Raw genomic sequence first — 14,190 nt, forward strand, 5'->3', positions numbered from 1 at the left:
AATACTATTAAACTTTACATGACAGGTGATATGCTTTAGCTTGAAAGCCATTATTTAAATAAAATTTCGAACCCAAATGATTACTCATACTTACATCGAGGTGAATTTGATGGTAACCAATTCTTTTACTTTCTTCTTTGAGCCATTCAATTAGCTGGTGCCCGTAGCCTCTTGATCGATACTCAGGTAGAGTTACTAAATCATCGACATAAACATATTTTCCAAACGCAAACTTATAGAGTAATCTATACGCTAAAATAGCAATAAGATCATTATCTACGTATTTGCCAATAACTTTATATCCATTATTGCATAAAGACGTAAAATTAGCTATAAAGGTATCTTCGTTATCAATATGCACATATAATTCATTAATTAAATTATATAACTGTTTAGGGTTAATAGTTTGAGATATCATGTTAAATAAGTTGTTGTTTTAGCCATTCAAATTCTTTTATTTTTAACTCAGCTATTTGCCGTATATCACCTTTATTTTCATCATTTAGCTGCCTTAAAGTAGGATATACGTTTTCTTCATACCAAGTTTTAAGTAAGTTATATAAAACTTTTGTGTTATTGTCTTGAAATTCAAAACTTCTGTGAAATAATGACTTTTTTAAAAGATTATCTCGTTTAATTTTTAGCTCGATAGGGGTTCCTGGCATTACCTTCAATATGCTATTAGTTAAAAATTGGGGAATTCGATACCTACCAAATTTCTCAATTTTATCAAGCTCGAACTTTATACTTTCAATAGTTTGCCATGGATGCCACAGTATATAACTTGTTACAGTTTTTATATTATTTTTATCACATTCTTTAATAACTTTATGTAAATGAGCCTGATCAACTAACTTTCCAAAAATTTTTTTTAATGTTCTTTCATTGAAGGATTCTATTCCAATCAAAAAAGTTTTTACACCAGCATTTGAGAAATTTAAAATGGAATCTGCATCTAATACTTCGGACCTAATATTGAGTGCTATTGATATTTTGTCGCGAATATCATTTAGATGATCTGCTAGAATTTTAGCTCTATAGCTACACTCATATAAATTGCCACCAAATTCATTATCACTGAAAGCAAATCTTGTAATATTATGTACTTCATACAAGTAATGAATATCCTTTGCAGCTTCAGTTACATTACGCCCATACCAACCATGACCTACATCTTCATTATATGCACAAAAAGTGCACCGAGCATTACATCCACTACTACCTTCTATAGAAATAATACTATTTTCATAAAATTTGATGCTATTTTGTAGACCTCTAATCTGATAAAACTTATCAATATTGGCTTGAACATTTTCTGCAAGTGTTTGTACATAACTATCATACTGTATAAAAGAAAGTATTGATATCTTAGTCACAACAAGGTCAACAGCTTCATACTCCATCAGTTCCTCAGAAGCACTTGCTGCTAGATAACCGAAACCTATTATTACAACTTTATAACTTAATTTTATTAATCTTAACTCATCAGCTACTTTTTTTAAAACTATACCATAAGCATCAGTTTTGTTAAGAAATACAAGTATAAAGTAAAACTTTAGTGAGTTATTTGATAAATAAGCTAAGAGATCTACTTGTTTGCTAATTTTATAATTGGAATCTAATAAAGTAGTATTATAGCCTAAAGACTTAAGATATGTACTTAATGTAAACACCTACCTGTTACTACACGTTGCTTAAAATGTGCATCAAATAACTGTGGAGAATAAATTATTACTTCCCTGTCCATTAATATTAACCAAATAGACTCATTGGAGTTTCACACCTATGGCATAACCTACCTTCGTCAAGTTTTCTAAATTTATCTAACTTTACAGAATTAAACCATACATCATCTAAAGAATCACTTAGTATATTACCCATACATTGAGTTTTATCACTGACTCCAAATATACACGGATAAATGTCTCCTTTTTGTTCAATTGCGAATCCTGATATACCGGAGCCACAATTTCCACTACCAATAGTTTCTATTTTTGTGGAGTATTGTTTTGCAAGTCTTTCACATTCTGGTATTAATACATCAATTATTTCTCTATCACTTAAAATTATGTCAGAATATCCCTTAGACCTACCACAATTTTTCTGAGGAAAAAATTTAAATTTTTTTACCCCAAAACTTTGACCTATTGTAATAATATCTTTTAGTTCTGGAAAGTTTAGCTTGTTAACTACAGTATTTATCACAACTTCAGCAATTTCTGTCAGCTTTCTTATTCCCTTTAATACACTCCTATTGAATGATCCAAGACTTGCTCCTCTAATAAACTCATAAGTTTTAGATGTAGCACCATCTAAGGAAACTTGTATTTTTTTTATATTAAGTTCCCGTAATTTTGATACTACTGTTGAAGTAATAATACTTGCATTTGTACTTAACCCAAAGCCTAAATTCTTTGATAGAATAATTGAAGCTAGCTCAAAAAATTGTGGGAACATTAAATTTTCCCCACCTGTTATATAAATATCAAAAATCCCATAACCTCCTAACCTTTCTATAATACATTTCCATTGTTCAATGCTCAGAAGGAATGGATCTGCCTTAGTACCACCCTTACAATAGCAATGAATACATTTTTGATTGCATCTAGTAAAAGGTTGAAGGTGTGACCAGAAAGGCTTAATTATATTTTTTTTTTGGAGAATTTTCTTCAAAATGCTTTTTTATTTTAGGTACATCCTCCAGTAGGCTTATAGGGCGGTTATTAGTAGGCACAATGATGCCTTGTGATACAAGATCCTCAACAGCTTCGTTAAATTGAGTACAACTAATACCGAAATCTTTACTGAAACTTTTATAACCACTTTGTATTATATCCTGATACCTTGAAACTTGATAGATTAGTAAAACTAATGTATTTATTTTACCTAATTTATAAACTTGACCTGTTTTCTTATTTCTAAGTAAAGAACCAAAATACTCTAGCCTATATTGAAAATTAGGATTAATAATTAAAAATACCATAATACTAATACTGTACCTCACTTAAAAAGTAAAATTTCCACATGAGTAAGATTTGCATAAATGAAACCTTACTCATGTACCATATTTTAGCTAGCGCTTTGCTCAACTGTGCCCTTGTAACTAGTTGATCCAAGAGACAACGAAGCTTCTGTTATATCCTCATACTTTTTTATTTCTTCCTTAGTTGACTCTTGTGGCTGCATATTTGCTTCCATATAACCTCCATACTGTAAAATTAATTTACATAATGTAGTGATAAATTTAAAAGTCAAGCTACTATTTTTTATTCAGTACAATTATTTAGTAGATGACTAATCGCAGTGCTAAAGTTTTGTATACTTTTATTAGCAGGAAAAAATGCTATACACCCGAATTCTGGATTAAGGATGAAAAAAGAGCAAGAATATCAATAGCTTATAATTTAAACATTTACGATAGAAAAATTAATGGGCACCTAAATTTAAGCAGCAGGTATCTTAAAGCTACCAGTCAATTTAGTAAAATCCAAGAATTTCAGTGGCTTAGCCGTATGAGGCATGCAATAAACTGCCATTTTTAAATTTGATCGGACTTAGTTAAAAGAGTCAAGATTTTCAATAATTTACCTAAGATCTAATCCAGAATTCGCGTTTGTAAGGCTACTATAGTATTTCTAAACAGCAGAAAATAATTATGTGTGAACTTGTTTGTTATTTTGCTTAGAAAATACTACTGTGCCTTCTGCTAAGACTGTACAATAATCATTAAGTCTTTTACAAAAGATCCAGGAGCTTTTATAAACCATTATAAGTATATCTTAATGTTAATTAACTGTAAGATAGCCAACTCTACTCATAAGTCAATCCATTGTTTCAAAAAATATTTTAGCAAAATACCATAGAATTAGCGTTACACAGGATTCGATTATTTACTTTTTTATGAAAACGCAAAAAGTACGTACATTTGTGAGAACAAGCTGTCTAAAAATAGGGTTGTAAAAATCAAAGCATAAAATTATTGCAACAAAATTAGGCAGATTAGTTCATATATGAATTTAGCTGAAGTAAGCTAATGTGGGTAGTTTTAGCGTATAGTAAAATCACTATAATAAAAAGTTCGTATGTATCACATGGTAGACCAAACCATCCCAAAACAAACACTTCTCACAATAGTGGTTTTGGGTTCTGGAAATGGCTGTATTGGTTTAGTTTTAAAAATACAAACTATAATAAAATGCTAAAACATGCAAAAAATCTTGCCTTGTTAGATCTTTATTAGTCATAATAAAGTTGCATTTTACGTAATAAATATGTGGGAGTATTGTGTTAAAGACATTGAATTCTGTAAATTATTTTAAACAAGCAGTTAATCGATCTAAGTTAATAAGAGAGCAAAAAAAAGATACACTACCATCTAGTAGTCAACAAGTAACGATTGATTTAGATTTGCCAGAAGGTTTTACAATAGGGGAAGCAATCGGAGGAGGAGATTGTTTCTTTCACGCAGTTGCACAGGGACTTGAACAGCTTAAACCTCATAAGGGCTTTACTGTAAAATCTTTAAGACTTATTTGTAGGCTGTTTGCAGAGAGTCAACTTGATATTGACTCGTCGTGGCTTAAAAAAGCTTTAAAAAATGAATATAGAAGTATTTCTTATTATATTTCACGAATTGAGTTTACCGCAAATGATATTGAGAAAGGATCTAAAGTAATAGATAGATTAAAATTAAATGTACCTATATGGGGTCTACCAGAGATTGAGGGAAGAATAATTTGTATAGTATATAAGGTAAGGTTGCATTTTATTGAAGCAGCTATTAATTCTGATGGAGAAAATGTAATAATGCATCACATTATTGATAGGGAAGGTTACCAAAAGGATATATTAAATAGCGAGATTCTTAGTAAGAAAGTTTACTATACAAAAGACACTATACATATAGTAAATCAAGGAGATCTTCATTTTCAACCAATCTTAAGAGGGACAGTACAGCAAACGTCACTTTATTATTATAAAACCATGGCTAGTGAAAAAAAATTGGACAGTGAGTCTGTTTATTTTCGACAAAATTTCGAAGCAGAAATGAAAGATGTCACAGACAATCAAATGGACTGTGAAGATTATAAAGAATCTAGCCCTGGTGTAGAGGTGTTGCCTGATGAGTCAATAATGGAAGCAACAGTTGATTATGAAGACAGATTATCTGATGAAGAACTTCAGCATGAACGAAGTCAAGATAGTCCTAGAGTAACAAGAGCTTCATCTATAAGCAGCAGTAGTACATGGTATAGTGCATTGGTTGATTGTAGGTTAACGGTAGAGGATATAGGTCTTACAGATGATGAAATAGTGAAAAGAGCAACTTTTTTTGTTAAGACTTTTGTTAAAGAATTCGAAAAAAAACTATTTCAATACTCTGAAGAAGTAAAACCAGGTTCAAAAATAAAAAAAACAGGTAAAATATTAGGTCTGGCTGATTCAACTATAAAGAGTGCTATTACACCAGGTATGCGAATAATTCCTGATAAAGCAATTGAAATGATAGGTTGTCTTTCTGCAAAAGAGCATAAGAAAGGAGCAAAAAGTGTTTCTTCAACAGTTATGCCTTTAGGAGGTAGCACAAGAGAGATTTTAGTAGATGCTAGTTTGGAAATTTTTCAAAAATTTGAGGGGCAGTTTACTGGGATTATGGATGTTAGTAGCCTTTCTTGGGAGAGAGGGATTGAGAAATTAGCAATAGATGCTGTATCTAGAGTAATAAATTATATTTCAGATAATAAAGAAGAACTTTCCGTTGATCTTATAACAAAAGGTGTTGTTTTAGGTGAATCAAAAGCGAGAACATTTGCTAAGCAAGTTTTAAAAAAACCAGCGAAACTTTTTAAGTCAGAAGCATTTCAGTCTGGATATAAAGTGAAAGATAAGCAAAGTGGTAAAATTTGGATAACCCCAGAATTATATACAGGAGTAGGAATAAAAAAAGTAAATTATGATACTACTGAATATTATCAGTTGAGGAAACATGATAATGCTGAAAAATATGGATATAGACTTCCTTTTACATGGGAATTAGAAAAGTGGTGGGAGGTAGACAAAAAGTATAGGCTTGTTAACTTACCTAAAGAAGAAGAGTATGTGCATATTTTAAATGAGAAAAAAAAGAAAGAATTGGCTGATAATATATTAAAAGAGATTAATGGAAACGATCCAACGAAAAGAAAAGATATAGAAGAACTGTATGAAAAGATCAAGAATTTCCAAACAAAAAAAGAGGAAAGTGTACGTCCGTTTTTCTTTAATTTGGACCATTTACCACAATTCTTTGTAGAAAGAGGAAATATGTTAAAGATGTTAAACGAGAAGTTAGACATTGAAAAACAAGAAGAAATACCACGAATGGTCTTAATTCATGGAGGCTATGGAGTAGGAAAAAGTGAACTAGCTAAAAGTTATGCACATAATATAAAGAGTAAAGGTAACGTTATATGGATAAATGCCAAATCATGTAGCACTCTTTCAAATTCATTTTATAGTTTAGCTAAAAAATTAGGAATTCCTACAGAAGGTTATCAAGGTATACAAAAAATAAATTCTGGTATGGAAGGTAGAGAGCAAGTAGATTACAATGATGTTCAAAAGAAAAGAATTGAATCTATTGTTGATAATGTATATGAGAAACTTCAAGATGTGGAAAGTTATTTTATTTTTGACAACGCCAATCAATATGAGGAGATTAAAAAATTTTTACCGCCTTATGGTTTCATTTTTGGTGGAAAACAGCCTTACATCTTAATTACTTCTCGCAATAAGGATTGGAAAGAAGAGATAGAAAAGATAAATTTGGATAAAGGATTTTCTTCAGCAGAAGCCTTGATGTTTATTGAAAAAACCTTAGGAATAGATGATAACTCACACTTACAGATTGACGAGATGGTAAACTTAGTAAAGGTGTTAAATTATTTTCCATTAGCTTTGAAAGAAGCAACAAAATACATTAAAGAAGAAAATATTAGTATTAGTCAATACCTAGAATGCTATAGTAAAGTAATGAAAGAATCAAATCTTGATCGTCTGAAGAAACAAGATATCTCTCCAGAATTATTTACGACTTTGCAAATCAACTTTGGTAAAATAAAAGAAGAAAAAGATGTTGGACAACAATCGCATGATATTTTAGCCTCTATGGCTTACTTGAGTCCTGATAAAATTGATACAGCAGAAATTTTTCTTCATAAGAAATCAGAAAACGATCAGCAAAAGGTTTTGGATGCACTTAATCTACTTGATAAGTTCTCAGTGATTGAGTTAGAGGAATCAATAGCAAGAGTTCATATGGGAGTACAAAAAACAATAAGATTAGAGAAAGAACAAGCAGGAACAGAAGAAGAAATTTTAAGAGAGATTATGACATCATTTTGCCTTACAAATGCAAATCACGCTATATCTGTTTGGAGTCATGCAAGTAAATATTACAGGTTAGTTAATGAATTTATTGATTCTCTTTATGATGGAAGTACTATCTTACATTTACTAGCCAAAGATGGTAATGAGAAAGTTATTAAACGTATATTAAAGAAAGTAGATTCAAATAAATTAAGTAAAATTGTTAATGCTGTTGATAAAATGAAATTTACTCCTTTAGACTGTGCTGCCATGCATGGTCACTTAAAGATAGTTAAATGCTTTATAGAGAAAGGAAGTGATTTGGATGGAGGTAATCGCGACCTTAGCCCTTTACACTGGGCTACTCTATCTGGTCAATTAGAAGTAGTTAAGCATTTTATTGACAATAAATATTGGGAGGTTGATAAGTTGAGTGGAGAGGGTGGTGCTCCTTTACACTATGCTGTTATCAGTGGTAATATAGATATTGTTAAATATCTTGTAGAAAAAGGGGCCAATGTAAATCTACAGGATGAAAGTGCAGGGCCTTTACATTTTGCTATTGAGGAGAATCGGTTAGATATTGTTAAATACCTTGTAGAGGAAGGGGGAGCTGATATAAATCTACATGATAAAAATGATATGAGTCCTTTGCACTATGCTGTTATCAGTGGTAATATAGATATTGTTAAATGTCTTGTAGAAAAAGGTGCCAATGTAAGTTCATGTGATAGAAATGGTATAACTCCTTTGTACTTTGCTACTCAAAATGGTCGTTTAGATATTGTTATCCACCTTGTAGAAAAAGGTGCCAATGTAAATCTACAGAATAAAGATTATATAAGTCCTTTTTGCCATGCTGCTGAAAGTGTTAGATTAAATATTGCTAAATACCTTATAAAGAAAAAGGTGATGAGTATGAATGTAAATCTACATGATAAAAATAATATGAGGTTTGAATGTTATGTTACCGTGTGTGATCACTTAGATAATATTAAGTACCTTATAACGCAAAGAACTAGGGTAGATCCATGGAACAAAGGTAGTGTGAGTCTTTTGCACTTTGCTGCTATACGTGGTTATTCAAATGTTATTAACTATCTTGTAGAAGAGGGAGCTAATGTAAATGAAAAGGACAAAGATGGTATGAGTCCTTTGCACTATGCTGTCATATATGGTCACTCAGGTATTGTTGAATACATTGTAGGAAAGGGGGCTAATGTAAATGAACAGGATAAAAAAGATGTGAGTCCTTTGCACTATGCTGTCATATATGGTCACTCAGGTATTGTTGAATACATTGTAGAAAAAGGGGCTGATATAAATATACAGGACGAAGGTGGTATGAGTCCTTTATTTTATGCTCTTACCATTGTCATTGGCCGCCCAGATATTGCTTGCCACCTTATTGAATATTGTTCTTTAGTGCAAGAAGAAGTTAATGTGAAACTTAAACTCAAGAATTTTTTGCATGAAAGAAAACAGAGGAGATCTGCGCATTTAAACGAGCCTAAAAAAAGAAAATTAGAAAATATAAGTGCAACATTTGAAGAAAATGCATCAAATATACAATTGCTTCAAGGTAGTCAGAATCCACCATCTGACATGTCAATGCAATTTGAAGGTCTTGCTGATAGAACGGAAAGCATTGTTAATATAAATAGTGAGATGCCCGCATATTCATTTAATAGTGTTGCTGTAGAATCTGTGAATAACAAGAACTTAAAAGGAAGCTAATTTTACAGTAAGCTATTTAATTTCATTAGGGGAATTTAAAAAAAAACAGAGAAATAAAGTAATAAATTGATATAAAGAAAAGTTCGTATGTATCGCTTGGTAAACCAATCCATCCCAAAGAAAAGTCGGTTCTGTCGAATCTATAAATTGTGGTACAAGAAGATCGTTAAACTGGGATTATGGGAGTTATAGAGCAATTAGCATAGCAAAATTCTCAAAAGTAGAAACATTATCATTAGCCCCGATAATTTGTCTTTTTTGAATCATACGAATATTTTCTATGCCGGTAATGGTAATCTTTGCGGAGTGGAAGCTCTTAAAACCAAGCATTGGCTTTATTCGTTTTTTGATAAATCTATGATCTTGTTCGACAATATTATTTAGATATTTTATTTGAAAAACCATGATTCTACAATCTTCAGAAATTTCTGTATTCAAATCATCAAGAGCAGCAGTATTACTGCCGCTTTTATCAATTACTACTTTCTCAGGAAGGTTATTCTCTCTAAAGGCTTTACGAAAGAACGCAAGTGCCGCAGACTTGTCTCTACGAGCACACAACAGAAAGTCTACAGTATTACCAATAGTGCTCTGTATAGATAAACCCATTTGCCGTTTAATTTAACGTAGGTCTCGTCCATTCTCCAGCTACTGCCAACCTGCTTCTTCCTTTTCCTTACCGCTTCATCTATCAGTGGCACAAATCTGATAACCCACCTTTGTAACGTAGCATGATCAATTTTTGCTCCCCTTATACTCAGCATTTCTTCCAAATCTCGATAGCTCAAAGAGAATCTACATTTCATATATACAGATAACATTATTATCTCTGCTGAAAAGCTAAATCCTTTGAAATATGGCAATAATTTTGAACTAATACGAAACATCTTTGCTTTTTTTTTAGATGATCATATCACTTCTTTTCTACTTTCCTACAAATGTTACATACCAGGATTTATAGATGCGACAGAACCTAACGATCTTCTTGTACCACAATTTATAGATGCGACAGAACCATATTTCTTACCTTAAGTTATATATTTTTCACTGTTATTTGATTCACTACAGCTTCATCATTGCTATTCTCAAGTGACTTTAAAGGCTTATTACAATAGTGTATGATTGCGGCAACAACTAAGCAACAAGCTCCAACTGCTACGCCCACTGCTAGCATTTCTAAGTAAACTGCAATAGCTATTCCTGAAATAATTCCAGATATTCCAAGTGCAGAAGCAGCTAAAATATGCATTTTTTTATTTTGAGAAATCACATTATTTTCTTTCGGTTTACTTTTGCTATTGTCCTTAGTACTAACATCTTGCTTATGAGTAGGGGTTTGTTTTTCCTTCTTAGTATCAGCTAATATCACAGTAATATTGCTCTTATTATCTTCACTTTCGGATTCACTTCCTGATTCTACACCTTGTTTATTATCGCTTGCTGACACCTTTAATAAAGGTTGCTCTTCAGAAGAATAAGGAACAGAGTTACCACCAACAGTTCTAAAGTTGCTTTGATTTTCTGGTATAGTTACTGAACATTCCGCTTGTTCATACTCATTATCAGAAGAAATAGCATGTCTTTGTGTTAATGTTTGCAGTTGATCGCTTATTGTGGAAGTACTTTTATTTTCTGGGTTATTAAGCTGTATGCTCTTGGCTTGAACATTATCATATATTGTTGAGTTTTCAGTATTACCTACTGCTCCATTTTTTAGTAAAATTTCCTCTATTTCCCTATGGCTGCAATTGCCACTACATAAATCATCCGATGTGTGTCTAGAAATAGAAAGCGAGTCTAAAGGAGTTTTTCCACTTTTACTTACTACATTAACATTTGCTCCTTTTTCTACTAGAGTTTCAACTATTTCTTGATAGTCATTTACAATAGCAAGACATAAAGGAGTCATCCCTACATTATCCTTTTCATCAAACTTTGCTCCTGCATCTAGTAAGGATCGCAATATTTCTATGTGGCCTTTGCTAGCGGCATAATGTAGAGGAGTCCTACCATATTTATCCCTTGAATTAATATCTTCCTCTATCTCTATTAGAGCCTTTACTTCCTCTTTATCACCAATCTCAGCAGCATGGTGTAAAGTCCTATCTGCATTAACCTTTAACACGGGTGTTATTTCGCCTACAAATTGAATGTTACTATCTCCAATACTTGCTGAACTTTTCGGCTGTAATACTTGTATGAAATCCTCTTGTATTACATGCTCTTTACTTTCTTGTCCTAAAGCTGGCTTTTTAACAGTAGAAAAATTAGTAATAGCATCGACAGTTCTACTATTGGATTCATGACTTGTAAACAAGTCCATACTTACTTTATTCATACTATCTTTAGTTTCAATTTCCTCTGCCTGAAACTTAAACAGCTCTTCATCTGTACCAATAGTTGCGTAACTGTTACTATTATCTTCTGCATTAGATGGCGCTTGACCTTCTTGTACAAAACGTTGCATTACTCCCACTTCTGATAATCCTTTGATGATAAGATCATATGCATTTCTACTTGGTATATTTCTATCGTAATTCTGTAAATATTTTTTAATATTTTGGCTAAAGTACTTATTTATCTCTGCTAAAATTTTTTCCTGTTCAAGGGTAATTTCTTCAGGCTCATCAATATCTACGACGCTTGCGGCAAAATCTTCTAGGGTTTGTTTTAATTCGGGATAAAGTTCTATATATTCAATTAACTTCTTAGCTAAATCTTCCATAAATGGTTTAATATTCTCTTCTGTGATAGTATTTTTCTGTGCTTCTAGCTTTTGTTCTTCTTTTAAATAGTCATCATATTGTGCCAAGATTTCGGTACTAATTTCGTTTATACTATTAATAATTTGGCTCCATGTCCCTTGGATACAAGCACTACTACCTTCACCATATGTCGTTGCTGCTATATATATTTGTTTTAGAAGAACAAACTCTTTTTGCTCTCTCCAGACCTTTTCTATATCTAAGCCACTGATTTCTTTAAAGAGCTTATTTATTTTTTCACTATCATCTATACTATTTAACAATACATATAATTCTTTTTTCTCAAATTGTTCTTTATTCAAGATGTCACTATTTCCAAGTTCTTTTCTTATTACAGGTAATTTTTCTCTTACTAGTTCTGGGTTTTGTTCCATAAGAGTAACTAGCAATTGTTTTTTTTCTTCCAGCGGAACGCAAAAATTATCAATCAGTAGTTTTATATAACCTATAGATTCAGGTATAGTAATCGTTTCATTATTTCCATACTTTATCCTTGATGTAGGATATCCTGCGTCATATTCACCAAGTTCATTTTTTCTTAAGAATTTAGTTTCTAATGCATCTTTAGCTGCGTCGATTACAGTTTTTATAAACTCTTTATCGTTTGGTACAGGATTATTACCTAATGTTTTTTCCATCACACTTTTTTTGTCATCATCATTCAAATCAAGAAGTCTTAATCTTATTGTATCATTCTGATATTCTTTATTAAATAGTTCTATACTTTCTACGTAAGAAGATACTGCTTGCTTTAACTCTTCTTTATTGGCTTTTGTGGATTCAACCAGTTTTTTAGTTAAAAAATTTGTCCGTTTAACTATTGGACTTGTATGAACAGATTGATTATCTTGTGCAATGCGTTTATCCTCTCTTTCCTGATTCCTTTCTTCTGGAATCATGCCACGTTCAAAAAAAAACTTTTGCATCTCAGGATCATGAGTATAAAAATGAGCTAGTGTGTGTCCTTGCTCATTTCTTGAATTAATGTTAAAAGGATATTTATCAAAATCATCCAAAAAAGGCTCTATGACCTCTTTTGAATAATTATATCGCACAAGATGAAAGAAGAAGTCCTTTGCAACCTTTTTATCTAGCTTGCTAACATTACCGTTAGATTCTTTTCTTGCTTGAGACCATAACTCTTTCAGACGGTGACAAAGACCTGTAATGTTGTTTCCATCTGTAGAAGCAAATTTATCTATGAATTCCCAGCATTCCTCAGATTCAGCTAAAGCTTTTGCTTCTTTTGCACCAAAATTATCCCCAGTACAACAAAATACAGTAAGGTTTGTAAGATTACCATTAGCTAAAGCTTTTACTCCTGCATCACCAATATTATTCCTCATTAAAAAAAGTTGAGTAAGGTTTGTAAGATTACCATTAGCTAAAGCTTTTGCTCCTTCGTTACCAATATTATTGCAATGTAAATCAAGTTCAGTAAGGTTTGTAAGATTACCATCAGCTAAAGCTTTTGCTCCTTCGTCACCAATATTATTCCTCATTAAAACAAGTTGAGTAAGGTTTGTAAGATTACCATTAGCTAAAGCTTTTGCTCCTTCTTCACCAATATGATTGGACCATAAACAAAGTTGAGTAAGGTTTGTAAGATTACCATTAGCTAAAGCTTTTGCTCCTTCGTCACCAATATCACAATCTTTGAGAGAAAGTTCTGTGATATTTTTATTCTCTTGCAAAAAACTTATCAGTTGATTGATATCTACCCATACTTTACTTAAAGATAAGCTATTTCCTTTAACATACTCACTAAAATTCATTTTTACCTTGCCAATATAATCTAATTAATATTTTAATGAAGATTGCAGCAATTGTCAACTTTATTAATACATTAACCAAGCTATATTATAGTTTGCAGAAAATACTAGGTGTTTTAGTACCACAATGAATTGAATTATTGACTCTTCCTAAAATTGCAAAAAAGGTCGTACATTCATGAGAACAAGCCGCGTAAAAATAAGGTTCTAAAAATAGAAAATTTAAATTATTTCCATAATCTTAGGCAAAACAGTTCGTATGTAGATATGGATGAAATGTGCTAATGTGGCTAGTTTTAGCGTATAATGAAATCACTATATTAAAAAGTTCGTATGGTACACTTGGTAGACCAACTGATTCCAAAGAAACTTGTTCTCACGTGTAGCAGTTTTGGGCGCTGGAAATGGTCATATTATTTAAGTTATGAGTGAAATACATTATCAGGTTAACAATAATTTATTTGACAGTAACAAAGAAAAATTGAGGTAATGTAGAGAAAATAAAATTTAAAGATAGAATGAAGCTCAGCTCAAAAACTTAAATAAAATGCGTAGAAATAAAATGTCGA

At 31.7% G+C, this 14,190-nt stretch carries 7 protein-coding genes and 1 pseudogene; 1 reads left to right on the top strand and 7 read right to left on the bottom strand.

What is annotated here, in order from left to right; genetic code table 11:
• Nucleotides 1–7 precede the first annotated feature (7 nt).
• The 5 genes from MJ631_RS00435 to MJ631_RS00455 all read right to left on the bottom strand — a co-directional run bounded on the left by MJ631_RS00435 (nucleotide 8) and on the right by MJ631_RS00455 (nucleotide 3,198).
• Nucleotides 8–418 carry a GNAT family N-acetyltransferase gene (locus MJ631_RS00435; RefSeq protein ID WP_007301907.1) on the bottom strand — a complete coding sequence of 137 codons (411 nt, stop codon included), beginning with the start codon at nucleotides 416–418 and terminating at the stop codon, nucleotides 8–10.
• A gap of 1 nt (nucleotide 419) precedes the next feature.
• Entirely contained in the window at nucleotides 420–1,673 is a 1,254-nt protein-coding gene (locus MJ631_RS00440; protein ID WP_262986384.1) for a B12-binding domain-containing radical SAM protein, read from the bottom strand.
• 79 nt (nucleotides 1,674–1,752) lie between these two features.
• Nucleotides 1,753–2,673, bottom strand: coding sequence for a radical SAM/SPASM domain-containing protein (locus tag MJ631_RS00445; protein ID WP_214303281.1), 921 nt, complete (start codon nucleotides 2,671–2,673; stop codon nucleotides 1,753–1,755).
• A complete protein-coding gene (locus MJ631_RS00450) occupies nucleotides 2,639–2,983 on the bottom strand; it encodes a hypothetical protein (protein WP_214303282.1) in 345 nt (114 codons plus the stop codon). Before MJ631_RS00450 ends, MJ631_RS00445 begins: the two co-directional genes overlap by 35 nt.
• An 86-nt stretch (nucleotides 2,984–3,069) precedes the next feature.
• Nucleotides 3,070–3,198: a hypothetical protein gene (locus tag MJ631_RS00455; RefSeq protein WP_019236598.1), complete on the bottom strand. Its 129-nt coding sequence runs from the start codon at nucleotides 3,196–3,198 to the stop codon at nucleotides 3,070–3,072.
• 1,086 nt (nucleotides 3,199–4,284) lie between these two features.
• Here MJ631_RS00455 and MJ631_RS00460 point away from each other — a divergent pair.
• Nucleotides 4,285–9,084: an ankyrin repeat domain-containing protein gene (locus tag MJ631_RS00460; protein WP_262986385.1), complete on the top strand. Its 4,800-nt coding sequence runs from the start codon at nucleotides 4,285–4,287 to the stop codon at nucleotides 9,082–9,084.
• A 186-nt stretch (nucleotides 9,085–9,270) separates the two neighbouring features.
• Here the strand turns inward: MJ631_RS00460 and MJ631_RS00465 are convergent.
• Together MJ631_RS00465 and MJ631_RS00470 are read right to left on the bottom strand one after the other, a co-directional pair.
• Nucleotides 9,271–9,971: pseudogene (locus tag MJ631_RS00465) on the bottom strand (IS6 family transposase).
• Between the two features lie 146 nt (nucleotides 9,972–10,117).
• Complete coding sequence (locus MJ631_RS00470; protein WP_262986386.1) at nucleotides 10,118–13,624, bottom strand: TomO hydrophobic C-terminal domain-containing protein; 3,507 nt, start codon at nucleotides 13,622–13,624, stop codon at nucleotides 10,118–10,120.
• Between the last annotated feature and the right edge of the window lie 566 nt (nucleotides 13,625–14,190).

The organism is Wolbachia endosymbiont of Oryzaephilus surinamensis, from assembly GCF_025617515.1.
Lineage (GTDB): Bacteria > Pseudomonadota > Alphaproteobacteria > Rickettsiales > Anaplasmataceae > Wolbachia.